The organism is Synechococcus sp. Cu2B8-bc1011 (assembly GCF_047302735.1).
Taxonomy (GTDB): Bacteria; Cyanobacteriota; Cyanobacteriia; order PCC-6307; family Cyanobiaceae; genus Synechococcus_C.
On sequence record NZ_CP138915.1, the window covers coordinates 1,897,642 to 1,924,087 of the forward strand.

The window sequence follows — 26,446 nt, forward strand, 5'->3', positions numbered from 1 at the left end:
TGAGCCTTCAATGTCACACATTGGATGAAATTCGTGCACGGATAGAACTCAAAAGAGAGTGGGGCTTCTAGACCTAAAGAGGAATGCTCAATATGCTGAGACTGCGTCTGCGTTAACCGGCCTTGAGAAGGAACAATCTGGTGTTTTCTTTTTTAGCTGGTCTCTGCTGCGTCTTGATTGTGTCTGGTCTGCCAACCCTCGCAGTGTCGACAAGCAGTGGCCACCAACCACTGAATCTCAGACATGAGAGTTCTCTCCCAGTGATTCCACTGGATAATCAACCTTTTTATCCAGAGCTCGTACAAAGAGCCGATCTCTGGCTACACACTCCTCTAGGTCAGGTCGTTGGCGATACCCCAAGGGACACATTACTAAACTTCTATGCCGTTATGGCTGATGTGGGGATTCTCATTGATGAGGTCACAGCCAACCATTTGAATGATCCAGGTCTGTTCTGGAATCGTCAAACACTGCTCGAGATGGCAGAGGCAGAAGATTTATTTGATGCAGCTGTTTCTGCCTTAGATGGGTCGTCGTTTCCCCTAGGTGTGCGCTCCTACCTTAAAGATGAAGCAGCCATTCAACTGAAACAGGCCCTTGATTTTATTTTCAACAACAGTCGCCAAATCATCAATATTCCAGATGCCAAGGGAATGAAGGAGCTGAATGAGAATCGATCCAAACAAACACAATCATGGACGCTGCCTGGTTCATCGATTGAGCTAAGCAGTCAGATTCCTGAAAATCAAACCAATAACAATTTTTACTTCTCAGCTTCAACGGTTGCCAATGCATCAAACATCTACGAGCAGGCACAGGGTCAAGCCACAACTGAAGAGAACCAAAAATTTTCTACGAATACATTTTATGAAGACTTCATCCATACACCCGGACACCTCTTTCCACCCAAGTGGTATTTAATTTTACCCAGTAAGTTCCGAAGTTTGATTGAAACAGAAATCCTATTTGGCGAAACGCTATTCCAAGTCGTTTTAGCTGCTTTTGCAGTGAGTATCTTTGCATTGATTACAGCAATACTCTTTCATCAGTTAATTCAAACCTACCAGAAGAAATCAGAGGATCCATCCAGGGCTTGGCTGTTGGATTCCCTTGCCTGGAAAAGAACAGCGCTCATGCTTCCATTGGTTCCACTGGCAAAACTAACCGAAATCTTCATTGACGAATATCTTAACTTCACAGGTTTACCCTTAATCGTATTCACAATCATATTTGAAGTTACTTATTTCAGCTTCCTCGTGATTCTGGTTTTCCTCTTTTTTGAAGCATTTGGACGATCAACATCAGAAACACTAGTTCGAATGTCTGGGACTCAGGAGGTCTGGGAATTATCAAGAACCAGCAATCGCATCATGCCCATTTGCCGCGTGCTTTCCGGTGTTGTCGCCATTGCATTGATCTACCGAATGTTACTCCAACTGGGTCTATCTCCATCCGTTGTTCTAGCCCTATCTACAGTCCCTGGTCTAGCGATTGGCCTAGGCGCATCCAAGTTGCTTGGCAACTTATTTGCTGGTCTGTCACTACAGACCGATCGGCCCTTACGCGTAGGCGAATTCTGCGAACTAGGAGATGATCAAGGCTTCATCACAAAAATTGGTTTGCGTTCTGTAGAGATTGAAACAGCAACAGGAATCATCACCATTCCGAATGCAGTTGCTGAAGACTGCGTTGTGAACAATCTCTCTAGGAATCAACTCAAGTCAAGCACTTCGATGATGCAAGGACTGGAATTGAAGCTTGATCTTGAAGGCCAATCACCATTCAGTCCAGATCAAATCTCGGATTTGCTGTTGTTGTCAAGAACCTATGCCAACAACCGCGTTGATGTCAGTCATCCATGTCTCACTGTTGAGCTACAAGCAGGAGGTGAGCAAATCCTTCGCTGCATCGGTCTCATCAAAGTATCGAACTGGCGTGAATACATCGAGTTAACTGAATCACTAACATTAGCACTTAATCAACTCATCGTTCAAGTTGAAAAGTCTCATTTTGTTGTATCAGTGTCCTACGCCACAACGGATACGCAGCTATCCACAATCCCGGGAATTGTGCAAAGTATCATTGACGACATCCCAGGCTTTGAACTCAAAGCCTGCCGTTTGATGGACATCTCTGAATTCAGCTACGACTTCATATGCCATACCTTTTCTCAAGGACTGACGTATTCACAGTTCAAAGACTCTATCGATCTAATCAACCGTAAGCTACTCAGAGCCATGGCAGATGCAGAGATTGTGATTCCTTTCCCAACAGCGATTGAACTGGAGTCACAACCCGAACGCTTCACAAAGAGGAAGGATTAACAGGCTGAGACATTTAGCATCAAAAAACATTGATAATATTAATTTCACCCTTTATGCAACGTAAATGACAATTCCATCATGAGCTTGGTAGACACATCATTAAAGCAATCATGATTATCAAAAAATGCAAAGTGACGACCTCCGGCATCTCATGAAAAGATCTCCAGCAATAAATTAGGAGTCTGACGATAAATGCAGCGTAGACTCATTGCTGGTACAACACTATATTCACCTGAATCATCAAAGTTGGAATCTAATTCCGTGTGATCAAATCACGCCAATCCTGGGGCCAATGGTTGACAAGCAAAGACGCTGCATGCTGCCAATTAAATCTTAAATATTCAGCCATAATCAAATCTCGGTTATTACTTCTAATCTGATCACTAGGCATGCTATCCATCAAACCTCTGGTCAATTGATCAATCGGTAGGACCTTTCAAGCGGCACAGGTTTGGTTGAGTTGACACCAAGAATAACCCCTCACAACACACCAGATCAAAGAGATAGCCTAAATTGTTAATGGTCCAGTCATAACAACAACTGGTATTGAAATTCAGGATGCAATAGTGAAGATCAATAAAGCTGATTGCTAGACTTCGCGCAAGCAGCATATCGAAACGATGGGCGATATATGGTTTGATGCCAATCACATAGAAGCCTGGCTAGGTGGCCATCCAGTGATTCACGATCTATGTTTACAACTAAGGACTGGAGAATCAACGACGATACTAGGACCAAATGGCGCCGGTAAAAGCACGATAGTCAACCTCATCAATCGCAACCTTTATCCATTAGTGAAGCCAGATTCTCATTTTAAACTATTTGGTCAAAGCACGATCAATATTTGGCAGCTACGCTCCTCACTTGGACTTGCAAGCAGTGATCTCGAGACACGATTTTCCCCACAAATTCGTGCAAAAGAATTAATTTTGAGTGCTTTTTTTGGATCTACGAGACTTGGTCGTGATCAGATCCCTAATTCGAAACAGCTAGAACGAAGCGAATCACTTCTGGCACAATTGAATCTTGATACTTTTGCGAAGCAACCTTTTGGAGAATTATCAGATGGCCAACGTCGTCGGTTGATGATTGCAAGAGCACTCGTGCACGACCCCAAGGTCTTGGTTCTTGATGAACCTTGTAGAGCTCTCGATCTCAAGGCATGCCATCAACTCCTGGATACGATGCGGAAACTATGCCATCAAGGCACCACTCTGCTTGTCATCACGCATCGCATCGACACCATCATTCCAGAAATGAACAGAATTTTGTTCGTTAAGCATGGAAGACTCTGTGGGGATGGAACTCCTAGGCAATTACTGCTGGATCACAAGCTGAGCAATCTGTTCGCAACCCCCTTACGCGTCTTTGAACACAAGGGTTACAGACAAGTTCTGCCAGGTTAAAAAATCACTGCTAGGCAGAGCCATTACTGATGCTTGTCTCAAACGATAGCGGATAGAGCGATTCGCCTATAGCAATCACACCGTGACTTATAAAGGCATCAGATTGAGAGTGATTCATCAATGATTGCCCTTTTCAGTGTTGACTCTAAAAAATGTACATTTGTTACCTAAAAGATGGAGCATTGTTGCATTTTAGAAACTTTACGATGAGATTTGTGTTTAGATTTAATGTTTCCTTAAATCCACATTCTTCTTGCATCATATTGGCTCATAGTAAGGAGATGTTATTGATAGGTGAGATGGAGAAAGACACTTCAGCCAATCAAGAGGAGTTGCCGTTCAAAGAGCCAGATGTGGTCTCGCCTATCGAGCTGAATTCAGAGGAAGCAGAACAACCTCAATCACTTCCGGAACCAGTTATAGCTGTTGCTCCAGAAGCTGGTGAAATTGATGTTGTTTCTTCCCAAGACGAAGACAGCAAAGAGACTCCACCTAATGTTTCTCAACTCTTTGAGTATCTCAAGCAAGGAATGGAGTCGTTACGAGGACTCAATCTTGAAGGATTTAGGCACATCTATCCAGTATTTCTCTCCATTTTCGGAGCGATCCTGCTTGGTTTGGCACTTTTAATGACGGTTAATCTATTGCACTCAATGAATCAACTACCTCTTTTTGGTGGTGTGCTTGGGAGTATTGCAGAGCTTATAGGGCTTGTGGCTTTGGTTCGCTTTGTGACTTCTAACCTATTAAAGCAACAAAAGAGAGCTGAATTATTGACACGTATTGCACATTTAAAAAAGGAACTTCTTGGTTGAACCTCTCAATTACGGGATCAAGACAAAGAACAGGTGTGAATGGTGAAGCATGCAGCGATATCGGCGGGGCCGTTGATCGTAAGCGGATGAGTGACTGCGCTGATCCGCTGAAACAACAGTGGACCTTCTGGAAGTGGAAGTCGCTGGGCTAGCTCCTGCCTTCGCTCAAGAGTGTCTTGGCAATACAGCAAGCTCAGATGCGGATCAAGCCGGTAGCCGCAATCAGACGCTGAGCGTTGACGTAGCTGGATGAACCAAGGGAACAGTTCGGCCCTGGCTCCAGTGTTGAAGCGAAGAACAAGACTCTGCGTGTAAATCCGAGTGGCTTCAATCGCTTTAGGCCAAAGCTGCACAGGTTGACGGCAATCGGCGAGCTTCTGAAGTCGATCGATCACTTGCTCTTGGCTGGCATCAGGAGCGCCATCAAGAGGCTCGCTGTAGAGCGTGATATGCGGAGGCAATGTACAAGCCATGACCGACTGACAGGCCAGTGCAGAAAGTTGATCCAATGCCGCCTGATCCTTCCCGCCGGGAAGCAGCCAATACGACACGGCTTGAGCAGACGTTATCAATGCAGTTGGTAGCAACAGATGTCAACAATGGTGTTCTGATGATCGAAGAACAATCCCTTGAGTTCGTACTAGCTGGAAACGGTCAAAGGGAGCTCCCAGCACGATCATCATCGCTGCCATTAGCGAGAGGAATCAATGCTCTGTATCGACCCGGCACAGCTGATCCGTTGAACATTGCCATAGGAGAGCCTTTAGTCAGGTAACGCCGATTTAGGAGTCGTCGTCTGGTGAAAGATTTCAATGACCTCCTCGGCTAGGGGCTGGCTCTCTTCAGCAGGAATGAGCACTTCGAGGTAAGCAGCACCTTGATGAGCGCTGATTGCGGAGAATGCTTGCTCAAGTTCCGCAACGGTTCCAGCCCGTCCACACCACCAACCCTTGCAGCCAAGGGCAGCAGGAATGTTTGCGTAGCGCCAAGGCGGCAAATCGTTGTAGGCATGTCCCGTTTCACTGATCAACGCCTCGATCCCATGGAGGCCATTATTCAGAACGATCACCACAGGATTTACCCCTGTAAAGCCCATCACCCCGATTTCCTGCACCGTGAGCTGGTGGGCGCCATCACCGGTGACCAAAACGACCCGACGCTCGGGTTCAGCTAAAGCGCATCCAAGAGCTGCCGGTGTGCCCCATCCGATCGATCCCCAGAGGGTTTGACTTTCCATTGTCACGCCGTCCGGTAGCCGGATGGCGTTGAGTTTCAAAAGGCATGTGCCGGTCTCGGATAACAACAGGTCGTTGGGGCGCAGGAATTGCTGCAAGCGGGGGTAAAAGCTTGCTGAATCGGTGGGTTGATCTGGCGCTCCAACACGGGGAAGCATGGGAGCGGGCTGTACGGGTCGATGCTCTCCCCAGTAAGAGAGACGTTTCGACGAGGACTGAAAGCGTCTCGTTAGTCCTGCCAAGACATCACTGATGCTGACACTCGTGAACACCTGATGTCCGGCTTGGACCCAATCGGCATGCAAAGCAACGATCCGGTTGGGATCGAGTGACCCACTCCAGAGGCCAGTGTTCAGGTCCTCCAAAACAAGCCCCCCTAGATCGACCACCAGATCGGCATCTTCCACCACACTTTGCAGGGCAGCTGGGGTTGACCGACCGCCGTTATACATCCCGAGGAAAGCGGGGTGTTGCTCACTGAGTAGTGCCTTGTCCATGGGGGTCGTGGCATAAGCCAGACCGGAGGCCTTGAGAAATTCCTCGAATGCATTCACTAGACCGAAACGCTTCAAGGTGATGGTGGGGAGCACGACTGGACGTGAAGCTGAGGCAATGCGTGCCTCCAGGAGATCAAGGACAGCCTCAAGTTCCGCAGCAACACTGTCGTGTTGATCGATTACACCAAGAGGAGAACCCTGGATCGGCGTACCAGTGATCGGCATGAGAGCCAGATCCATCGGAAAGGTGAGATACGCAGGCCTGGATTCCTCCAGAGCTTTATCAATCACCCGCTCCAATTCGATGACGGCGTTTTCGGGCGTGAGCCTGGCGCTGACACAACTTGCAGAAGCAGAGATGGCCTCAAAGCGGTCATAGTTTCGATCGCCGAGGGTGTGATGACAGATGAGCCCTTGTCGCACGATCCGAAGACTGGGAGTGCCTACCAGATGAAACACGGGTAGACGTTCAGCCATTGATCCCATCAGGCCATTCAGAGCACTCAGTTCGCCCACTCCATAGGTGGTGCAGACGATGGCAGCGCCTCGGCGGCGGGCATAACCATCAGCGGCGTAAGCCGCATTCAGCTCATTGGCTGAGGGCACCCAGCTCAGGCGGCGATGCACCTCCACCGCATCATTGATTGGAAAGGCATAGTCACCCGGTACACCAAACACATGGCCGATACCGAGATCTGCTAACCGATCCAAGGCATAAGTCACGACAGAAGGAGTCATCAAGCCGACATGAGGATCACTTGGTGAGTCTGATCGTGGTCTTAGCGATAGGCCATGAGATAGGTCGCTATTCGGTATCGAAACAGACATTCGATAGCGATGAACTGAGGCTTCTTTTTGAGAATGGCCTTGGTGTTGGGCTGCTCACGATCATGCGGCTGGTGCGGTTTGAACGTGAGCACGGCTGGGCATGAGCTGGATGACGACTCGTAGACGCTGCCATTGGAATCATTGGCTACAAGCGGAATCAACCCTGGCGAGCAACACTTGCCTTCGTGGTCGCTGAAGCCACACAGGACTTCGAGCTGATTCTTGTGCGACTGGGGTTGATGATGATTGATCGGAATTTTTAGATGGCGCCGGTCAGCACGAGTTCTTCTGGTTGAGCATCCGACTTTTCACGAGATGAAAGGGGGTCGAGGCTGATCAGCAGTTTTGTTGCTGATCCGGTGGGTTGCGGTGGAATGGTCATCACCACATTGCCTGCCTGATCCGGCAGAAAGTGAACGCAGCCTTTAACCCCGTCTGGCGTCACAGCCCAGAGGCGGTAAAGCCTTCCTTCAGGAGCCTGCGGCAGTCGATTCAAGGTGAGGAGGTTGCTTGCCTGTCCAGGACGAATGAGAACCTCACCATGCGCGCTTTGCATCTTTCCTAGTGTCGTGGCATGCAGCTTCACCCTTTGATCACCAGGGTGTAGAGAGATGGGGGACGTTTCTCTTCTCACAGAAGCGATCTGCAGTTTGGATTGATAAAGCTCAACGCCAGTAATCGCGAGGATCAGAAGTAAGGCTCCAATCAACCAGTTCTGGGGGTTGGAGGTGCTTTTTTTAATCGACGAATTCAGAAGTCTCTCTCTGACTGCATCAGAAAGTGGCGGTGCAGAATGATTCTCAATTCGGCTGTGGGTTGTTTGCAGGTTCTCAAGAAGAGTTTGCTCTTCTTGAGACAATGGTTCAGTCGCCAAAGCTGTTTGCTCTTCGGGACTGAGGTTGCCCAGCACCTTCCCGGCTAACAGTTCATCCCGTTTGCTGAATTCATCGTGGATTTGTGAACGCGAAGTCATTGTTAGTTTTCCTCTTGTGATGAAAGTGCATGACGGAGTTTGAGCAATGCCCGACGACTGATCGTCTTGACCGTTCCCAGTGGCAGTTGTAGCGATGCTGCAATGTTGCTTTGACTGATGTCTTGGTGATAATTCATGGCCAGGATCTGTTGTTCACGCGATGAGAGCTGAGCCAGGGCCTGTTCAAGTCGGAATCGGGAATCAACGGCCTGGAGATCAATTGGATCCTGCTGACAGTGAGCTGGACGAAATCGTTCGAGAATTCGTCGGCGATTGCGATGTTTGTTAATTCTGTTGAGGCCCATCGATCGGGTCAGGAGCAAAAGGTACTGACGGATTTCCCCACGATTCGAATCGAAGCCCCCACGTTGTAAGCGTACGAAAACATCGTGAGTGAGATCTTCAGCCTCCTGTCGCTGTGAGAGAAGGCTGAAGGCGAGCCGATGCACAGCAGCTGAATGTTCGTCGTAGAGGAGGGCTAGCTCCTCAGGACTGATGGCTTCATGAGAGCTCACGTGTGACCCTGCAGCACCAGATCCTGGACCCCAGTCCAGAGGTAGATCCCACCAAATGTCAGCAGAACCATGGCACTAATTCCCGTGATCTGCTCCCCACGTTTGAGCAGGGCGCGGCGCAGACCACCGAGTTCAACACCTAATCCTGCTAGCAAGATCACCATGCTGTATCCAATGGAATACAAAACCATTGATAGAACTGCCAACGGTGGCGTGCTTGTGGCTGCAGCTGCACTAAGTACGGCGGCAAGCACCGGGCTTGCACAGGGAGATGTGACCAAAGCGAAGGTGAATCCAATCAAGAAAGGGCCTGCCACAACCCTGTGGATCCATCTCGGCACTGCAATGCCTCCAACATTGAGGCGATGCCAGGGGAACCGGGGGCCCCAACCTTTCAACTGCAAAGCCATGGCAATCACGATGACACCTGCAGTGACGAACAATCCACCTCGGTGATCAATGATCAGTGCTCCTGCCAAGGATGTGAACAAGCCAAGAATGCTGTAGGCCGTCACCACGCCAAAGCTGAACTGGATCACCTTGCCAGGGTTTGGGCGTTGCTGCTTTTGAGCCCCCAGATAAGAGAGCTGTACGGGAAGCAACGCAAGCACACAAGGAGACACGCTGGCAATCAGTCCGCCTCCAAAGGCCAGTGCTGGCAACCCGAATACAGCCCAGGCATTTTGCCCAGTCCAACGTGTGAGCCAATCTGCATAGCTCTGACTGATTAACAGAACGGCTGACTCAAGCTGCGCTGCAGAAATGACAACAACCGCTGCGATCAAGGCGAGAACCAAGAACTGAGCGCGGCGTGATGTCCAGAGATGTCTAGTGGAAGTTGCCATGTCTCTTCAGCGACCAAGCATGAAGCGAGTTTTCTTGATGGCCTGGAGATAAGGATCAAGCTTGGTCTGCGCACGAAACGTTTTAACTGCTTCGCCGGTTTCTGGATTGAAGATGCTGACCAGACTGGTTTGACTCCTATTGCGCATAAAGAATTGCCCTAAGCCGAGTTTCTCTGCTCGTGCAGCAGAAGTCTGAGCAGCGGTGGTATTAGAGACATCGAAACTCACCCAATGCACTGAGTTGCCTTCTTGTTGGCGTAGAGAGTTCATGACCGGCTTAATTTTCTGGCAAGCGCTGCACCAGGTTGCATAAACCTCAACCATCACCGGTTTTCCCTGGAGAGAGGTGGCGAGGGGACTTGCTGCTTTTGCTGGTTTTAAGAGCGAAAGTGCCACAGGTGTTTCTGGAAGTGGGGCCAGAGTTGCGGCGATAGGAACAAAGGCAGCTCCCAACAGTGTGATGGCCAGAGCACGTTGTTTCAAAGTGAGAGTTGAATCACTGCCTATCCATACCGGCGGAGCGCTCAATCGGATTCAAAACAGAGCAGAGTTGATCCAACCAGTTCTGGGAGCCCCCTTCAAAGCAATTAAAAACCAAATAACGAACAAACCTCAAATGGGTTCAACCTTGGAACGTGTTCGGCTATTAAGTAACATCGCAAGCAAAAACCCTAGAAACTGAACCATCACGACTGAAGGCCCTGAAGGAAGATTTGACAAGCCTGAAAACAAAAGTCCTAGCAATGCGCACCCACCACCAATGACAGATGAGATGATCACATAAATAGGAAAACTTCGACTAAGCAATCGACCTGCACAAGCAGGAATCACAACAAAAGCTGAAATCAACAAAACGCCTACGGCTTTTATTGATATTGCAACAACAACAGCCAAAAGAATGATAAATGCCAAACCATGCCAACGCGTCCGAACTCCCATCGCACCCGCTAAGTCTTGATTGAGAGTAAGCAACACCTGAGCCCGCATACTCAGGCCAAGATAGACAACACTTGCAACCAGAAAACCGGCAATAACAATAACATCAAGCCGACTTATTCCGAGGATATCCCCGAACAAAAGCTGTTGAATTCCTCCTCGATAGGTTTCTACACGGCTAAGCATCAAGATTGCTATTGCAAGTGAACTTGAATAAACAATGTTGAGAAGCGCATCCGTGGGAAGAGCGCTGCGCTCAACCAACTGACTAACAAGCAGTGCGAACAGAACAGCAAAAGGAATCAAAACAAGGGTGGGATTCACCCCGAGCAAAATGCCTAAGGTGATTCCTAACAGGGATGAATGGCCTAAAGCATCGCTGAAAAAAGACAGCTGCCTCAGAACAGCAAAGCTGCCAAGTACACCGCCAAGGGCTCCGGTGAGCATGCCGCCAAGTAAGGCGCGTTGCATGAACGGCTCAGACAGGAGGCTTAAAAAATCTGCTTCAGCCATGGGTCTGATGGCGCTGAGAGACCATGTTCAGTCCATAAAGCTCACCCACACGCTCCTCACTGAGGGTTGCCTCAGGACTACCACTGCAGCGCAGACTTCGGTTTAAGCACAGCACCTGATCGCTGCTTCGGCGGACCATCTCAAGATCGTGAGACACCTGCAAAACAGTCCAGCCTTCCTGACGACGTAGTTCCAGGAGTTGTTGTTGAAACTGCTCAATGGAATGAACATCTAAACCTGCTTGCGCTTCATCAAGCACGAGCAATCGACGAGGACGTACCAGGCAAAAAGCCAGCAACACCCGCTTCAACTGACCACCTGAAAGTTCAGTCAACAGGCGATGACGTAGATCACAGGTTTGAGTTCGCTCTAGGGCCGTCAACACGGCATCCTTTCTCTGCTTCCCTGATCTCCAGGGCAGGCGTGGCCCCGGCAAATCAAATCCGAACCCAACAAACTCAGAAACGGTGAGAGGCAATAAACCTTGAACCACAAGGTTTTGGGGTACGTAGGCGATCTGCGCACGCACAGAACGCGGTAAACAACCATGCGCATCAAGGGGTTGACCCAACAACTCAACTCGACCAGATGCGTGAGGAAGCAGCCCTAACAAAGCAGAGACAAGAGTGCTCTTTCCTGCTCCATTAGGACCAACGAGGGCCGTGTCACTTTCTGCGGGAAGGGCGAAGGAAACGCCTTCTACTGCCAAACGTCCACGACGTTCGACACTGAGATCATGAACCGTTAGGACTGCTTCTTTCACGCTCATCACTAGCCGCCGAAGGCCTTGATGAGGGAGGCCACGTTGCTCTTCATCACTTTAAAGTAAGTGTCGGGTTGTTTCGACGCTTCTTCCGAACCAGTCTCCAATGGGTCAAAGGTCACGACGTTGACACCAAGATCCTCTGCTACGGCGTTAAAAGAGCGATCACCTTCCTGGGGTTCACTTAGCAGAGCCTTGAGTTGGGTCTGCTCCACTCTGTTGGACACGCGTTGGAGATCCGCGGGAGTGGGGTTCATGTCGGGAACGTCAACGACAAACTCAGCTTTGAGGTCATAACGCTCTGCGAAATAGGGTGCGAAGTCATGGAAGGCGATGAAGGTCTTACCACTGAAAGGCTTGAGCTGAGTGGCAAAGGTTGTATTCAACTCCTTCAGCTGATCGCTGTATGCAGACGCCCGTTGGGTATAGCCGTCAGCACAATCTGGATCAGCCTTGACCAAACCGTCACGGATGTTTTCGACCTGTTGGACAGCGCGGAGTGGATCCAACCAAATGTGGGGATTAACCTCACCATGATCGTGATCATGGTCATGGTCGTGGTCACCACCCTCGTCCTCATCCGACTCAATCACAGCAACACCGCGACTGGTGTCAATCACCTGAAGCGAGTCGTTTTCGGCTGAATCGGTCAGCTTGTCGAGGAAATATTCCATACCCAAACCATTCTTAACCAAGACTGAAGCCTTACTCAGGGCAGCAATGTCAGAAGGAGTGGCCTGAAAATCGTGGGGGCCAAGGTTGGGTGGAATCAGGGCCGTGACAGTCGCACACTCACCGGCGACCGCTTCCGTAAACAGAGTGATTGGCAAAAACGTTGTAACAACGTTTAGCTTTGATTGATCGCTATTAGTATCTGTTTTTTGTGCAGTGCCACAGGAGACAAGAGCCGCCATAAGCAGCAGAGTTCCTGAGACAGACCAGAGAGATTTAGGACGAAGGCTTGAGGGTAACAAAGACATGAGAGGACATTAAACAAGAAAGAACGAAGGACGTAGTTTAAAAGTTAAAGGTTGTTTTCACTAATCCACCAAGCTGACTCAAAGCATCATCGCCACCATTTAGATCAGTATTCTGACCTTCAGGACGACTCAAATAGAACAATGCGGGTGTAACACTAATGTTGTCGGTAACCTGGAATTGATACCACCATTCCCAGACGTAATTACCATCTACAGGAACTTCATCACCCTTCAAATCTGTTGCGAAAACAGGCTGTCCGACAGCCATACCTGCATTGTTACCCTTCAAGAAAACGTCACTCCATTCCAGGCCAACATTCCATGACTGACTTGCCCTGACATCTCCATCATTCTTAGCGTAGAGAGAGTTGTAACCATAACCTGCAGAGATCGATGGTATCCAACCACTGTCTTGTGGCTGCCAAGAACCACCAATGCCCCAAGCATTCATAAAGGCTTTACGGCCAGAGAAGTAATTATCGGCAGCAAAGGTAGTGCCGAATCCACCGACCAATTCAGATGGGCTTTGAACGCCCGACCAAATAGCGGCGATGTTCCAGTTTTCTGATTCATACGCAAGTTGTACAGTTCCTGAAGCTTCAGAAAATTCTGTTCCTATGCCACCAGAATTAGGGTCTGAATTAGAGCCTTGTGCAGCAACATAATTCGCAGAGACACTGAAACCGTTGTCAGTAGCCCAACTAACACCAGCTCCTGCACCCAGGTTTTTGTTGTAAGCAGCTGGTGCACCATTAAGCGTGGTTACATCCAAAATTGGGTCACTTGGATATGCACTAGGCCAAACGGCAAGCATGTCTTCCTGACCAACACGAGCACCTAGCGTGAAAGTCAGTGAGTTACCGACAGGGAACTGATAAAAGAGTTTGTCAATACCTACAGAATTAGCACCAGAATCCTCCTGAAATGCTGTTTCTAACGTTGACAAGCCGTTTGGATTGCCACCGAATACAGAGTTATCACCAAAATTGCCTGACCTCAAGACTGTCAACAGCAAATCCTTGCCAGTGAAACTGGTTTCAAGGCTTAACTGAAGGTCGTAGTTAAAGGTAGTGGCACCAAAATCTCTATTTGCTGGATCGGCTTTTGATTTGGTTCCGGAAAAATTATTTGCACCAACAACAAACGTTGCCAATCCAGAAAGCTTGGTGGTGGTGGAGAACTGAGTGGCTTCCAGTTCGCCAACGCGGGCTTCCAAACCGTCAACACGGCCCTTGAGGATGGCGAGTTCCTTTTCGAACTCCTTCATCAGGCGCTTGAGCTCGTCGGTCACTTCGGTGACGCGGTCGAGACAGGCGTTCAACAGAGCAGCCGCTTCAAAGCGGGTCATTGCCCTGTTGCCGCGGTACGTGCCGTTGGGGTAACCGGCCACACAGCCGTAGCGCTCGATCAGGTTGCTCAGAGCCTGATAAGCCCAGTCGGTTGGGTAAACGTCGGAAAACTGAGTGATGCTGGTGACTTGTTCGCGGCTGCTCAATGCAGAGGTCGCGGCATAGTCAGACACACCGTTGATGTTGAGCTCAGTGGCGTTCGCAGCCACAGGTGCCAAAAGGCCCAAGGCAGCTGGAGCCACCAGCAGTTGATGGAAAAGTTTCAAGATGGGCCTCACACGAAAAAGAGCGTGAAAATGATAATCATTCTCACGCGACGTCAAATATAGGAGATAGAGCGTCGTACTGCCACCATTTGAACCCGAAACCAAGAGAAAGGGGACATCGAATTGGCCGAACTACAAAGATTGCAGAGTGACATCAACACTAGAAAGCAATTCAATCAACGATCAAAGTGCACATTTTACCAAAACACTATCTGGGAGACTAAATCATAAAGAAAACATAGAACAATCGAAGCAGACAACATCGAAAACACGCAAACCAATCAAAAGAAACAAGCAATAGCAAATCAGGGCATCACCATGCGAAAGAATGACCCATATTGAAAAAGACAGGATGGTGATTACATGAAACAACGAACAAAATTGGCATCAATATTGATGGCAGCAGGCTTGTCAGCAACGATCACGAGTGCCTGTACGTCAAAATCGCAGGCTGTGCCAACAGATCAAGATGTCAGCAGGGCTTTAGTCAATGATGTGGTTTTACCTAGTTATAAAGAATTAGTGGGTGGAACAGAAAGGCTTAATCAGGCACTCCAAGCTCTGATCGATAATCCAAACTCTGTCAATCTTAAAACAGCTCGTGATGAGTGGAAGCAGTCTCGTGATACTTGGGAAACAACGGAAACTTGGGCTTATGGCCCTGCTGAAACAGAAAATTTCGACCCTAATCTTGACGACTGGCCAGTCAGTGATAAGGAATTAGCTGAGGCTCTTTCTGAAAAAAATTTCACACAAGAAAATTTTGATGCTCTAGATACAACAGGAAAAGGTTTTCACGGGATTGAATATGTGATTTTCGGAGACGGAGATGCTTCTATTGAGGCATCTGATTTAACGACTCAGCAGCTAGCTTATTTAAGGATTGCTGGTAATAACTTAGAATCAAATGCTAAAGAGCTATTAGCTGCATGGAGTGGGCCAGGAGGGTTTGGTAAGGCTGATGTTGAAGCATATCCTGCTAAAACAGTGAATGACATCCTTGAAGGGATGGCAGGATGTCTTGATGAAGTAGGAAACACTAAATTGGGAGAAGCACTGGCTAGCGGAAAGGGGGAATTGGAAAGTACATTTAGTGGGAACACTGGTGCTGATGTTTTGTCAAACTTACAAGGAGTTCAACTGGCCTGGAAAAAATCGAAAATGCAGGACTATGCCAAAGCTAAGGATCCTGAGTTGAGCAATCAGTTGACAGCAGAATTGAAGGCGGCGCTCGCACAGGCGAAGGAACTACCAACGCGTCTGAATGACAAGCTTGATGATGGTGCGACCCAAGAGCAAGTTCAGAAACTGATTAAAGCAATTTCGCAAGCATTTAATACGACTGAGGCTTTGAAGGCAAAGATTGGATGATTGACTCAAAAAACTTTAATGTGTATCAAGTTGTAGTTTGAGGGGATGTAAGAATGAGATATTCACATTCCAAATTTTTAGTCGGATTCCTAGCCCTTCTCCTAACAGTAGGTCTAGGTACCTTTTTAAAGTTGGAGAGGCCCATGTGGGCAAGAGTTGGTGATCCACAGAAAGCCGCTGGGAAGATGACAGTCTTTAATCGATCATTCACCGCATATGCAACACCCGCTGCTGGACTCAGTGAGGCAGAGCTAGATCGCCATGTAGAAACAGATCCACTTTTTGATCAAAGCCACATTCCATTGGTTGGTCATGTTGGCGCTGGTTTAGGACCGATTCATAACGCAAAGTCGTGTGCTTCCTGCCATGTGTTAAATGGACGAGGGCGTCCAATTGCTGGTCAATCTCTATTTCGAATCGCGATGAGAGAGGGAGAAGGTGATCAACCAGTACCAGGACTAGGGTTTCAATTGCAAGACAAGGCAATTTATGGCCACAGCCCAGAAGCAACGGTTGAAAGGATATGGATTGAACGCAATGGTTTACGGACAATGCAAGCCAAGCTTACGAAACCAGATGGTGCTGAAATCTCGCCAGTCACCGTGGCAAGTTCCTTAAGGATTGCTCCACCAATGATTGGATTGGGATTGCTTGAAGCGATCCCTGAGGCAAATCTGCTTGCGAATGCTGATCCAGATGATCTGAATAGCGATCACATTTCAGGACGACCTGTTTGGGTTGAAGATGAAGATGGAGAACTTCGAATCGGTCGTTTCGGTTGGAAATCAACGACGACAAGCATGCTTCAACAGAGTGCAGATGCTTATCAGCAGGATATGGGGCTTACAACCGCCACTGGTCCTGACAGTCGATTAGCTGCTGATGGAAAGCCCGCAGACATCAGCTGGAACGAACTCGTTGGTGTGGCCTATTACACTCAGACCCTTGGATCTCCTGCGACTGCGAAACAAGCATCAAGCAAAGTGGTCAGTCGTGGAACACTTATATTTGATCAATTACAGTGTGCAAAGTGTCATGTTCCAAGTCAACAAACTGGCTTTAGCCCAGACGCAGTTGCTGCCGTACTGAATAATCAAAAAATCTGGCCGTATACAGATCTTTTAGTTCATGACATGGGACCTGGACTAGATGATGGTGTCGTAGAAGAGGGGATAAGTCTCTCCTCTGAGTGGAGGACTGCCCCATTGTGGGGACTAGGAATGACGCAACCAGTCAACCGAGGCGCAGGTTTTCTTCATGATGGTCGTGCCAGAACAATTGACGAAGCGATACGTTGGCATGGAGGTGAAGCACTACAAAGCAAAAATGACTATCTAGACTTATCGGAAAAACATCGAAAGCAATTGCTAAGCTGGTTAGATCAGCTGTAAAGAAAGCTGAGAACAAACGAACGATCAATACAGATCAAATATCGAATAGATATCAAGCATATAAGTAACGAAAAAGGTATTAGGACACTCTCATCATGGTACATAACGAGAATATTCACGAGAGGCTCAACAGAAAAAGCAGAACATTGACAGAACACTTAGATCAAAAGACAAAGGAAAAATAGATGATTCAGAGAGCAAGAGACGATCGATAGAATTCAAGTTCGGGAACCATATACAATTACTAAGCATCCTAGAGATCATGGCTCTAAAGGTTAGCAGGAGTTAGATTTAAGAGATGGCATAGGCAAAGCAAGAGACAATGAATGTTGAAACAACAAAGACAACAATCCGCCTGGGCGGATCTGTCGATGAAATTCGGTTTTTTTACACAGGACAAAACATTAAACTGGTTGTTGAACATCGAGGCCCAGAGGATGCCCCGATGCTGCTCTTACTACCAGCACTAAGCACTGTGTCTAGCAGGGGGGAATGGCGAAATTTTGTCGATTCTATTCAGGATAAATACCAGATCATTAGCTTTGATTGGCCTGGCTTTGGAGATAGTGATAGACCAAGATTGAAATACAATCTTGATATTCTACGTAGCGCACTATCGGCCATTTTTGATTACCTAAAGCAATACAAGCAAGAAAATCTTACAGTCATAGCGGCTGGTCACAGCGCTTGTGTTGTACTAAGTTTGGCTGATGACTATTCAGAGAAGTGGGAGCAACTCATTCTTGTTGCACCAACATGGAGAGGCCCACTACCCAGCATGAGCAGTTGGCATCCAAAATACTTTGGCTGGCTACGTCAGATTGTCTCATGTTCGATCATTGGACCAATACTCTATTACATCAATACATCTCGAGTAATCTTGAAATATATGTTGCGAAGACATGTTTGGTGCAATATTGAATTATTGACACCAACAGAAATTCTTGAACAACAAAAGTTAAGCCGACAACCAGGGGCGAGATTTGCGAGCGTTTCATTTGTTAGTGGTGGCTTTGATCCATCAGGAGAGCGATCGTGGTGGCTGAAGAAAATAAGACATCTCAGATGCAGATTGCAGGTAGTGGTAGCGATGGAAGCACCAGCGCGATCAAAGAGAGAAATGCAAATTTTGGCAGAACATGCTCATCAGTTCTTACAAATAAACGGTCGCTTAGGATTACACCAAGAGTTTGGGAAAATTTTATCGAGCAAAATATTTTCGAATTAATATTGCGAGGCAGAAGATCAAAAAAAACTTAGGGCAAATATCAATCAGAAAACATAAACCTTGTGATCAACAGTGGGAAGATAGAAGATGAGACAATTATCTGATCCAGGCTTTTTGGATTATTCCACTGAGATCGGATAAGATATTCTTTTCTAGCTTGAATAAGAGAGGCAAAAGAGTATGCAGTTGAGAAGGGTTATTAATACATGCTAACCAAATGACATCGCATAAATCAAAGCAAAAGGAATTTAAAACAAAACCTAGAGAAATGATAATCATTCTCACAGCTTGAGCTTAGTCGCTTTAATATATAGATATAATTTTTGTGCTAAAAGTGAATCAAAAAGTACCTGTTACTATCCTAACCGGATTTCTAGGATCGGGAAAGACAACCTTACTGAACAAAATTCTGAGCGAGGAGCACGGTAAAAGAATCGCTGTGATCGAAAATGAATACGGTGAAGTTGGTATTGATCAAGGCCTTGTGATCAATGCTGATGAAGAGGTATTTGAAATGTCAAATGGGTGCATATGTTGCACCGTAAGAGGAGATTTGATTCGAGTCTTAGGAAACCTAATGAAAAGACGAGATAAATTTGATTATATCCTAGTAGAAACTACTGGCCTTGCTGATCCTGGCCCTGTCGCCCAGACATTTTTTATGGACGACGAAATACGCGATGAATTTTCATTGGATGGAATCGTAACACTAGTCGATGCAGCCCATATTCAACAACAGCTTGGTCGCAGTGGAGAAAGTTCAGAACAAGTTGCTTTTGCAGATGTTCTTATTCTAAACAAGACGGATTTAGTGAGCGATAAAGATCTCAATGATCTTGAATCGCGTCTTCGAGAGATGAATAGAATGGCACGTATTGTAAGAAGTAAAGAAGCCAATGTACCTGTTGAGACTGTCTTAAACCTAAGCGCTTTTGATTTGGATCAAGTGCTAGCACGACGTCCAACCTTCCTTGAGCCAGAGTATCCATTTGAATGGACAGGCGTATTTGATCTTGAGAAAGGCAGTTATGAATTAAGCCTCGAGGAAGGCCCCGACCCAACAATGTCAATCATTGTGCGTCTTAATCAGGGAACAGATGAGAATTCATTGAAATTAGGTGCTGAACAATGTGTAAGATTATATGCTCACCCACCGATTGATTTGGAGCCAAATCAATCAATTCCAATCGGTGAACATGTCAATTTATTATTGAAACAAAAAGGACAAAAGAGATTTCAATTAGACCTGCTAGAATCATGCCAAGTTGGATTATTTACTCAGCATACTGCTGAAGAATTTGATATCAAGCTCAAGAAATTCTCATCCACTGGTCAATCGAATTCCAATGACAATCCGGATATTCCAACAAACGTCGAACGAATTTGGGTAGCCGAACATGAGCATGACGACGAAGTCGGATCCATCGCTATTGAACGTACTGGAAATGTTGATCCTGAAAAGCTAAATCAATGGATGGGCAAGCTGCTTGCAGAGAAAGGTGTTGATATTTTTAGAACGAAAGGGTTTATTAGCTATGAAGGAGAATCTCGACGGATTGTTTTCCAAGGCGTTCACATGCTGTTCACCGCTCAAGCCGACCGAGAATGGGGAGATGAGCCTCGACATAATCAACTCGTTTTTATTGGTCGAAACCTTGATGAAGTTGCCATGCGTGAGGGTTTTGATCAGTGTCTGATTTAAATGTTTATAAACCTCAAGGCATGCTCCACGAAGGTTGGACTGCCGTGGTTGATGACTACGCCATGTTTTGCGCTTGGATTCACAATGGTGAATCCTTGCTCGTAGCAGATGTTTGTGGAGGTTTATATTCATTTGATGGTCTAACTGGCGAAATAAATTGGCAGAAGAAGAATACTCACGAGGGTGGTTTATTGACCATGGCCATTCACCCCAGTAATAATCTATTTGCAACAGCTGGACAAAATGGATCCATTATGATCTGGGACAGTAAAACCTACCGTGTCTTAAGTACTATTGAACTCGGTCGTGGTTGGGTTGAACATCTCAAGTGGTCGCCAGATGGTAAGTCTTTAGCAGTAGCAATGTCTAGGTATGCGTATGTTTTTGATCATCATGGAAAAAAGATTTGGCAATCAACCGAGCACAACAGCACTGTAAGTGCTATCTCTTGGTCATCCTCCAAAGAATTAGCGACAGCGAGCTATGGCGGAGTCATTTTTTTCGACATAGCGAATGATGTTGTTAATCAAAATCTTGAATGGAAGGGTTCACTCGTCTCCATGGTGCTGAGTCCTGATGGAGATATAGTTGCTTGTGGAAGTCAGGATAAATCTGTTCATTTTTGGAGAAGGTCAACGGAGCTTGATGCAGAAATGACAGGATATCCCTGCAAGCCAAGTCAATTAGCATTTGATCAGTCAGGCAGATTTCTTGCAACTGGAGGAAGTGAGCAAATCACCGTTTGGAATTTTCATGGTGAAGGTCCTGAAGGTACTGCACCTGGACAATTACTTTTGCATGTAGAACCTGTTTCTAGCTTGAATTTTGCAAACAATAGTCTTCTTTTAGCCTCAGGTTCCCGAGATGGCTCACTCCTCGTCTGGTTTTTGGATGATTACGGGGACGGTCACCCATTAGGAGGCGTTTATGTTGGTGACAGAATCAGCGATATTGCATGGAAACCGAATGACCAAGCAATTGCTACGGTCAATGCAAGTGGTGGTGTTAATGTTTATACATTCAAACTTCGCGAGTCTCCTTCTCTGAACAGTGATTAGCTACACATAGCTACAAAAACCAAGCGAACTGTCAAACAATCACTAGTTCGACTAATCAATCAACCATTATAATCAATGGCTATCATATTCAGTCAGCAAAGAAAATATTTTCCGAAATTTCAGAATAGCACTTTGCCTCGATTTATTATCAATATAAATGTAACAAATTTCCCAATGCTGCAGATCGATTCATCATTTTTTATAGACTGAATTCAGCTTTTCAACTATTGCATAAGCTATGGCTTCATTCATATGGAAGGAATCAAACCTAACGGCTGACTGTCTTACTCTTGAGGACATGGCCAGGAGATTTGAAGAAACTGCTGCACTTATGCACAGACTTCATCGATGTGGCTTTGAACTCAATCGTATCAAAGGTGAGCAAAGCATCAGCCATAAGAATGTTAGAACCTTTTCAAGATTTGGCTTTGTAATTGATAAAGTATTGTCAAATATAGAACAACGCTCCTTGAAGCTTGGCGAATAAATAATTCAACACCGTAAAGATACAATTACTACTAAGTTGTAGTAGACACAAACTACGCCTCAAGGAATCAAGTCAAATAGTGTTAACGCGATCAAGCGATCCAGATCAAATCAAAATAGTTCCTTATTGAATACCATCTTGTCTTGGAAGGTTTAATGACTCATAAATGATTGCAGACTTAAGAACTGGAGAAATCATTCGAACCAAGGAGAATAGTCTTGCCAGGGAAAATCGAGAGCTATTCAAGCGAAAGCTGTGACATCAATGCCAGATCAATTTAATAAACGACAAATTAACCATTGTTCACAGATTTTGCTGGAACCGGATCATAACCACCTGGATGAAAAGGGTGGCAGCGACCAAGACGGCAGAATGTCAGCCAACATCCTTTCAAAGCACCATGAATTTCAATAGCTTCCATCGCGTACTGAGAGCATGTGGGAGTGAAACGACAATTACCGCCGAGAAAAGGGCTAATCAATACTTGGTAAAACTTGATCGTCAATCTCATTAAGTTTTGGACTAGAGAGTAACCATTGTTATTAGAAGGAAGCATTTTAGTTAACTAACCGTTTGGCTGAAGGGAAGAGTGGTGATGGGAAATTTTCCATTCTCCATCTTCAAGCATATAGATAAAACTATAGCGAGCTTCTGCCGTTGTTCCATCCTCAAAGTTAAAGCTATAAAGCCCAGCATCCTGAAGCATATTGCAACCGATAATAATCTCACGCTGATCGATGGAACCTTTAGGACTTTTCTCTAGAAAATGTTTAAAATAATCGACAATTGTGTCATGATCTGTTCGTGGTAAGTCAGAGAGTGTAGGGAGCAATATTGCATCACGGCTATATAAGTTTGCAACTTCTTCAGGGTCTTTGGTTTGCAATGCTGCATTCCATTTCTCAAAAAGTTGTTGCACCTCATTTTGAGAGATGAGGGCACATCCGCTGACACCATCTTTGCGCAATTCACCGCATTGACGATCTAGCAATTCCAGATTGAGCCAAATCAAACTATTTCTCGGTAACAGCGAGCTGTAGGACAGACAACTGGGACGGTCCCGCGGGCCCAGACGCCATCGATACTGCTGACCGACGGAACCACCTAACAGTTCCGATTCAATCCAATGAGGCAGCTTGCCTTGCCCGACAGCCATTGAAAAAATCTGACGCCCCGTGGTGAGCCTCTCGTTCAAATCGGTTGCCTGCATGGAGACCGTCAATACCGTTTTGGAACCAGAGGAGGCGGTGGAGTGCATCATCAGCTGTTCGAGTCTCTCCTCGTAGTGGCTTTGCGTAAAGATTACATGAGAATGATTATCGTTCTCCACGTAAACCGCTGGATGGCAGGTCTCAGAGCGACCAGACCTCTGAAGTCCAATCAAGGCACAGAGGATCAATGCTTCATCGCAGCCTGCACGAGCCATAAACCGGCCAGCGAGGAACAAAGCACAACGCGGAAGATTGGAGGTCTACGGCTTCATGCAGCATGTTTTGATCTTGAGAGAGCTCTTATTAACCTTTAACGAAAACACTTATCGTTGAATCATCTCTTGACTTCAAAATTACAACCTATCCCATCAGCAGTAACAACGAATCCTCTAAAGCCAAGCAAAAGATATTCACTATCATGACATTAACCGTCCGCTTGAAACATTAAAAATGCTTCTCTAGATTGATTATTCCTATCCATAGAAAGATAATGACTAGCGTTCGCTCAGCCATTAGAATCATCTGAAGCGAGAAGCTTGTAACGAACAACCAACAGGTTGGCCGTCTACCTGCCAAGATGGAATGAGAATCATTCTCGCAATGACGAGCTCCACGGCGTCTCAAGTGCCAGTCACCATCCTCAGTGGGTTTCTTGGTGCTGGAAAGACCACGCTGCTGAACCACATTCTCAGCAATCAAGTGGGGGTGAAAACTGCAGTGCTGGTCAACGAATTTGGCGAAATCGGAATTGATCATGATCTGATCGTTTCGACCAACGACGACATGGTGGAATTGAGCAATGGCTGCATCTGCTGCTCAATTAACGATGAGCTGAAAGAGGCTGTGGAGAGAATTCTGAACAGACCAGAGCAAATGGATTACATCGTGGTCGAAACCACCGGACTCGCGGACCCTCTCCCGGTGGCAATGACATTCGGGGCCACAGAGTTACGTGACGCCACTCGTCTCGATTCGATCATTACTTTAATCGATGCTGAGAATTTCAATGATGAAATACTCCACACGCAGATAGGCCGCGCTCAGGTGATTTACGGCGACATCTTATTACTCAACAAAACAGATCTCGTCTCCAAAGAACGTCTTGAAGAGGTGGAACAGAAGCTGCGTGATATTAAGACTGATGCCCGAATCATGCACTCCATTCAAGGTGAAGTGCCCCTGGCTCTGCTACTGAGTGTGGGCTTATTTGAGTCTGACAAGATCGTCAATCAGAGCGACCACAGCCATCACGACCACAGCCATCACGATCACGATCACGACCATCACGACCACAGCCATCACGATCACGGCCATCACCACGAGCACCATCAAGCAATCGAGGGTTTCACCTCCCTGTCGTTTGAAAGCGACGGACCTTTTTCATTACGCAAGTTTCAGAATTTTCTTGATAACCAGTTACCCAAGGAGATCTTTCGTTCGAAAGGAATTCTCTGGTTCCAGGAGAGTGAACGCCGTCATGTGTTCCACTTAACTGGGAAGCGCTTCTCTATCAATGACAGTGATTGGACTGGAGAACGCAAAAATCAGATTGTCATGATCGGACGTGACATCAATCACGACTCCTTGCGTCAGCAGCTTCAGAACTGCGTGGCCAGCACCAACTCCTGAATCCGAGTTGATCGCTGAAGGCAACCTGTTACGAGAACAGACTTCGCTTAGGACTACAACTAGTCCTCGAGTGTTGTGCTCATCGGCTTTGAAGCCACAAGGGTCGAACTTCGGCTCTGGACAAAGACAGTGCTTTTAGTCCGACCCATCAACAGCAATTCGTCTTTCTACTGAGGTGTTGAGATCCAAGACCTCGCAATCACAGAGGGCGTCCCCAATGGCCCCTTTGATGTTGCGAATTCTGCAGATGGTGAATCCAATCAAGACCTGGATCAAATGCGGCACTTCACCTCCGCTCCGCTCTCACCAAAAGGCCACCGCGGGGAGTGGGGCTGGGAATCTGTTGTAGCGAGAGATCCTGGTCCGCTACCAGCTGCAAGCTCAGATTACGGAGCAGGCCCACAGCCATCAAACGGATCTCCAGGTCCGCTAGGGCTTTACCCAGACAGACCCGTTCACCAGCTCCAAAAGGTAAAAGCGTCTGATTGAACGACCCATCCAGATGACGCTGCGGACGAAAGGCGCCAAGTTCATTGATTCCAGCAGGAGGTGTCGATCTCAGTGTCACTTGGATCACGCGATTCTCGGGAACCTCCACATCGGCAAGCTTGATCGAGCGCAGATTGCGACGGAAGAAGCCTCCTACAGGAGGAGTGAGGCGCATCACCTCCAAAACCGTGGCATCCAGCCGAGGCGATCGCGGCAAGGTGTCGACATTCTTGGGATATTCAAGAACTTCGGACAACAGCCAAGACTGGGCATCCGGATGAAGCAGCAGGGCACGGAATAGGCAACTCAGCGATGACGCGGTTGTCTCATAACCGGCGAACAGTAAGAGCAGGAGCTGTTCCACCAGATCATCATCATCAAGCGGAATGCCTGCTTCATCGAGACCACCGCTGAGCAAATCAAGCCCACCTGATCGGGCACCATCCCTGCGCAGAACACCCTTCAATCGCGACAGAATGCGCTGTCTTGAAGCCAGAGCACGGGCGAAAGGCGTTCCTGGCAACGCAATTGGGAATGAAAACAGGGCTTTTGACCAGATCTCAAAATCAGCGAAAAGCTCATCACTGCTGGAGCCATCCAGGCCCAACACGGTGGTAGCGATCACGGCGAAGGCGAAACGGCGCATCCTGGGAACAAGAGGGAGAGGAGCTTCCGCTTCTCTCAACTCAATGATCAGTTCATCAACCAAGCCCTGGATCGAAGGGGTGTAACGGATGAGGGCAGCACTGGAAAACAGTTGCCCAACCACCCGGCGACGGGCCTTGTGACCAGGCCCACTGCGGTTCACCAGCGAGCGTTTCCCGAGCAGTTCACGCACACTTTTTGGCCACCAACCTTCCAGCACATCGCCCTGGCTGAGTAGATCGGCAATGGCTCGATCACCGCGAATGAACACGATGCGTTGACCAAGCAGTTTTGTTTCAAAAACATCGCCATGGATGGCAAAGCGCTGCTGTGCAAACGCTGGATCGTTAAAGAAATCGAGGGTCTCTCTCAGACCGGTCACCGCACCAGTATTGGGCAAGGTCGCGGTGGGAAGAGTCGCGGAAGGCATGGTCACCGATGCGCAGCAAGCAAGCTATCGCCCGATCAATCCTTGCGGTGAGCTTTTCCGGCCACCGTTTTCAAGGTTTCTGATCCAAGACCGATGCACTACGCTCTTTCTTGAATGAAGGTATGGAGCCAGAAGAAGTCAAAAGCAAGCTCCGCAAACAGTATCGACCAAAGAACATTGGTTTGATCTGAATGAGATCAACCGTCTAAATACAAGCATTCAGAGCAAAAATATTCCGATACCATTCATATCTTATAGACCCAATCCAGACACTCCTTACCGAGTCAACGAAGATCAATACCATGCTTCGCTGAATTATAAAAGTTACATTGGCATTCATCACTAATCATTGCCCTGGAAATTCAAGTTGGCCCTCATAACAGCAAATTGGGTCTAGAAGGCAGGCGAAAATGCTTTCAACGACTTTATAAAGCCTACAATGACTGCAGAAATTTTAAAAGCTACAATCTCACCAAGATAGTTAATCATTGCACTAATAGATCGACTACATGCCCAGCAAGGGCGACTAACCAACATGAACAAACCTCCTCTTAAGGCCT

General features: G+C 47.1%; 24 protein-coding genes. 11 read left to right on the forward strand and 13 right to left on the reverse strand.

Going from position 1 to position 26,446, the window contains the following annotated elements; genetic code table 11:
- The first annotated feature begins 260 nt into the window (after positions 1–260).
- The 3 genes from SIC18_RS09820 to SIC18_RS09830 all read left to right on the forward strand — a co-directional run bounded on the left by SIC18_RS09820 (position 261) and on the right by SIC18_RS09830 (position 4,545).
- Complete coding sequence (locus SIC18_RS09820) at positions 261–2,324, forward strand: mechanosensitive ion channel family protein (protein WP_413429480.1); 2,064 nt, start codon at positions 261–263, stop codon at positions 2,322–2,324.
- 620 nt (positions 2,325–2,944) lie between these two features.
- Complete coding sequence (locus SIC18_RS09825) at positions 2,945–3,730, forward strand: ABC transporter ATP-binding protein (protein WP_413429481.1); 786 nt, start codon at positions 2,945–2,947, stop codon at positions 3,728–3,730.
- 299 nt (positions 3,731–4,029) lie between these two features.
- Positions 4,030–4,545 (forward strand): CAAD domain-containing protein, encoded by a 516-nt coding sequence (locus tag SIC18_RS09830; protein WP_413429483.1) that lies wholly within the window; start codon positions 4,030–4,032, stop codon positions 4,543–4,545.
- A gap of 17 nt (positions 4,546–4,562) precedes the next feature.
- Here SIC18_RS09830 and SIC18_RS09835 read toward each other — a convergent pair whose 3' ends face one another.
- Together SIC18_RS09835 and SIC18_RS09840 are read right to left on the reverse strand one after the other, a co-directional pair.
- On the reverse strand, positions 4,563–5,117 hold the full coding sequence (locus SIC18_RS09835) for a hypothetical protein (protein ID WP_413429484.1): 555 nt from the start codon (positions 5,115–5,117) through the stop codon (positions 4,563–4,565).
- 191 nt (positions 5,118–5,308) lie between these two features.
- Positions 5,309–7,015: an alpha-keto acid decarboxylase family protein gene (locus SIC18_RS09840; protein ID WP_413429486.1), complete on the reverse strand. Its 1,707-nt coding sequence runs from the start codon at positions 7,013–7,015 to the stop codon at positions 5,309–5,311.
- Positions 7,016–7,038: 23 nt separating this feature from the next.
- Between SIC18_RS09840 and SIC18_RS09845 the strand changes: the two genes are divergently transcribed.
- The gene (locus tag SIC18_RS09845) at positions 7,039–7,209 is read left to right on the forward strand and encodes a hypothetical protein (RefSeq protein ID WP_413429487.1); all 171 of its coding nucleotides are present in this window, start codon (positions 7,039–7,041) and stop codon (positions 7,207–7,209) included.
- A gap of 155 nt (positions 7,210–7,364) precedes the next feature.
- Here the strand turns inward: SIC18_RS09845 and SIC18_RS09850 are convergent, their stop codons facing one another.
- The 8 genes from SIC18_RS09850 to SIC18_RS09885 all read right to left on the reverse strand — a co-directional run bounded on the left by SIC18_RS09850 (position 7,365) and on the right by SIC18_RS09885 (position 14,245).
- Positions 7,365–8,078 (reverse strand): anti-sigma factor, encoded by a 714-nt coding sequence (locus tag SIC18_RS09850; RefSeq protein WP_413429489.1) that lies wholly within the window; start codon positions 8,076–8,078, stop codon positions 7,365–7,367.
- A 2-nt stretch (positions 8,079–8,080) separates the two neighbouring features.
- On the reverse strand, positions 8,081–8,593 hold the full coding sequence (locus SIC18_RS09855; protein WP_413429490.1) for a sigma-70 family RNA polymerase sigma factor: 513 nt from the start codon (positions 8,591–8,593) through the stop codon (positions 8,081–8,083).
- Positions 8,590–9,438: a cytochrome c biogenesis protein CcdA gene (locus tag SIC18_RS09860; RefSeq protein WP_413429491.1), complete on the reverse strand. Its 849-nt coding sequence runs from the start codon at positions 9,436–9,438 to the stop codon at positions 8,590–8,592. Before SIC18_RS09860 ends, SIC18_RS09855 begins: the two co-directional genes overlap by 4 nt.
- 6 nt (positions 9,439–9,444) lie before the next feature.
- Positions 9,445–9,966: a thioredoxin domain-containing protein gene (locus SIC18_RS09865; protein ID WP_413429492.1), complete on the reverse strand. Its 522-nt coding sequence runs from the start codon at positions 9,964–9,966 to the stop codon at positions 9,445–9,447.
- A gap of 84 nt (positions 9,967–10,050) precedes the next feature.
- Positions 10,051–10,887, reverse strand: coding sequence for a metal ABC transporter permease (locus SIC18_RS09870; RefSeq protein ID WP_413429493.1), 837 nt, complete (start codon positions 10,885–10,887; stop codon positions 10,051–10,053).
- Positions 10,880–11,656: a metal ABC transporter ATP-binding protein gene (locus SIC18_RS09875; protein ID WP_048346560.1), complete on the reverse strand. Its 777-nt coding sequence runs from the start codon at positions 11,654–11,656 to the stop codon at positions 10,880–10,882. The genes SIC18_RS09870 and SIC18_RS09875 overlap by 8 nt, the downstream gene beginning before the upstream one ends.
- Positions 11,657–11,658: 2 nt before the next feature.
- Positions 11,659–12,480, reverse strand: a complete 822-nt coding sequence (locus tag SIC18_RS09880; protein ID WP_413429494.1) for a metal ABC transporter solute-binding protein, Zn/Mn family — start codon at positions 12,478–12,480, stop codon at positions 11,659–11,661.
- 187 nt (positions 12,481–12,667) lie between these two features.
- Positions 12,668–14,245, reverse strand: coding sequence for an iron uptake porin (locus tag SIC18_RS09885; RefSeq protein ID WP_413429495.1), 1,578 nt, complete (start codon positions 14,243–14,245; stop codon positions 12,668–12,670).
- Positions 14,246–14,608: 363 nt separating this feature from the next.
- Here SIC18_RS09885 and SIC18_RS09890 point away from each other — a divergent pair, with 363 nt between their 5' ends.
- The 6 genes from SIC18_RS09890 (at position 14,609) to SIC18_RS09915 (ending at position 21,482) form a co-directional block, all read left to right on the forward strand.
- Positions 14,609–15,616, forward strand: coding sequence for an imelysin family protein (locus SIC18_RS09890; protein WP_413429496.1), 1,008 nt, complete (start codon positions 14,609–14,611; stop codon positions 15,614–15,616).
- Positions 15,617–15,801: 185 nt separating this feature from the next.
- Positions 15,802–17,007 (forward strand): di-heme oxidoredictase family protein, encoded by a 1,206-nt coding sequence (locus tag SIC18_RS09895; RefSeq protein ID WP_413429498.1) that lies wholly within the window; start codon positions 15,802–15,804, stop codon positions 17,005–17,007.
- 322 nt (positions 17,008–17,329) lie between these two features.
- A complete protein-coding gene (locus SIC18_RS09900; protein WP_413429499.1) occupies positions 17,330–18,235 on the forward strand; it encodes an alpha/beta fold hydrolase in 906 nt (301 codons plus the stop codon).
- Positions 18,236–18,569: 334 nt separating this feature from the next.
- Entirely contained in the window at positions 18,570–19,937 is a 1,368-nt protein-coding gene (locus tag SIC18_RS09905) for a CobW family GTP-binding protein (RefSeq protein ID WP_413429500.1), read from the forward strand.
- A complete protein-coding gene (locus tag SIC18_RS09910; RefSeq protein ID WP_413429501.1) occupies positions 19,925–20,995 on the forward strand; it encodes a WD40 repeat domain-containing protein in 1,071 nt (356 codons plus the stop codon). Before SIC18_RS09905 ends, SIC18_RS09910 begins: the two co-directional genes overlap by 13 nt.
- Positions 20,996–21,293: 298 nt before the next feature.
- Positions 21,294–21,482 carry a hypothetical protein gene (locus SIC18_RS09915; RefSeq protein ID WP_245407315.1) on the forward strand — a complete coding sequence of 63 codons (189 nt, stop codon included), beginning with the start codon at positions 21,294–21,296 and terminating at the stop codon, positions 21,480–21,482.
- A 292-nt stretch (positions 21,483–21,774) separates the two neighbouring features.
- On the opposite strand, the gene yidD is transcribed toward SIC18_RS09915, so the two are convergent.
- Positions 21,775–21,993, reverse strand: a complete 219-nt coding sequence (gene yidD / locus SIC18_RS09920) for a membrane protein insertion efficiency factor YidD (protein WP_371190325.1) — start codon at positions 21,991–21,993, stop codon at positions 21,775–21,777.
- Between the two features lie 54 nt (positions 21,994–22,047).
- Positions 22,048–22,908 (reverse strand): SgcJ/EcaC family oxidoreductase, encoded by an 861-nt coding sequence (locus SIC18_RS09925; protein ID WP_413429502.1) that lies wholly within the window; start codon positions 22,906–22,908, stop codon positions 22,048–22,050.
- A 385-nt stretch (positions 22,909–23,293) separates the two neighbouring features.
- On the opposite strand from SIC18_RS09925, the gene SIC18_RS09930 reads away from it, so the two are divergent.
- The gene (locus SIC18_RS09930; RefSeq protein ID WP_413429503.1) at positions 23,294–24,322 is read left to right on the forward strand and encodes a CobW family GTP-binding protein; all 1,029 of its coding nucleotides are present in this window, start codon (positions 23,294–23,296) and stop codon (positions 24,320–24,322) included.
- 286 nt (positions 24,323–24,608) lie between these two features.
- Here the strand turns inward: SIC18_RS09930 and SIC18_RS09935 are convergent, their stop codons facing one another.
- Entirely contained in the window at positions 24,609–25,886 is a 1,278-nt protein-coding gene (locus SIC18_RS09935) for a cytochrome P450 (RefSeq protein WP_048346569.1), read from the reverse strand.
- Positions 25,887–26,446 lie beyond the last annotated feature (560 nt).

What these genes read in the sequence shown, in the direction of transcription:
- SIC18_RS09825 (WP_413429481.1), top strand. Translation starts at nt 2,945, where the DNA reads ATGGGCGATATATGGTTTGATGCCAATCACATAGAAGCCTGGCTAGGT.
- SIC18_RS09840 (WP_413429486.1), bottom strand. Translation starts at nt 7,015, where the DNA reads ATGACTCCTTCTGTCGTGACTTATGCCTTGGATCGGTTAGCAGATCTC.
- SIC18_RS09860 (WP_413429491.1), bottom strand. Translation starts at nt 9,438, where the DNA reads ATGGCAACTTCCACTAGACATCTCTGGACATCACGCCGCGCTCAGTTC.
- SIC18_RS09900 (WP_413429499.1), top strand. Translation starts at nt 17,330, where the DNA reads ATGAATGTTGAAACAACAAAGACAACAATCCGCCTGGGCGGATCTGTC.
- SIC18_RS09830 (WP_413429483.1), top strand. Translation starts at nt 4,030, where the DNA reads ATGGAGAAAGACACTTCAGCCAATCAAGAGGAGTTGCCGTTCAAAGAG.
- SIC18_RS09870 (WP_413429493.1), bottom strand. Translation starts at nt 10,887, where the DNA reads ATGGCTGAAGCAGATTTTTTAAGCCTCCTGTCTGAGCCGTTCATGCAA.
- SIC18_RS09930 (WP_413429503.1), top strand. Translation starts at nt 23,294, where the DNA reads ATGACGAGCTCCACGGCGTCTCAAGTGCCAGTCACCATCCTCAGTGGG.
- yidD (WP_371190325.1), bottom strand. Translation starts at nt 21,993, where the DNA reads ATGAGATTGACGATCAAGTTTTACCAAGTATTGATTAGCCCTTTTCTC.
- SIC18_RS09915 (WP_245407315.1), top strand. Translation starts at nt 21,294, where the DNA reads ATGGCCAGGAGATTTGAAGAAACTGCTGCACTTATGCACAGACTTCAT.
- SIC18_RS09890 (WP_413429496.1), top strand. Translation starts at nt 14,609, where the DNA reads ATGAAACAACGAACAAAATTGGCATCAATATTGATGGCAGCAGGCTTG.
- SIC18_RS09850 (WP_413429489.1), bottom strand. Translation starts at nt 8,078, where the DNA reads ATGACTTCGCGTTCACAAATCCACGATGAATTCAGCAAACGGGATGAA.
- SIC18_RS09895 (WP_413429498.1), top strand. Translation starts at nt 15,802, where the DNA reads ATGACAGTCTTTAATCGATCATTCACCGCATATGCAACACCCGCTGCT.
- SIC18_RS09935 (WP_048346569.1), bottom strand. Translation starts at nt 25,886, where the DNA reads ATGCCTTCCGCGACTCTTCCCACCGCGACCTTGCCCAATACTGGTGCG.
- SIC18_RS09875 (WP_048346560.1), bottom strand. Translation starts at nt 11,656, where the DNA reads ATGAGCGTGAAAGAAGCAGTCCTAACGGTTCATGATCTCAGTGTCGAA.
- SIC18_RS09925 (WP_413429502.1), bottom strand. Translation starts at nt 22,908, where the DNA reads ATGGCTCGTGCAGGCTGCGATGAAGCATTGATCCTCTGTGCCTTGATT.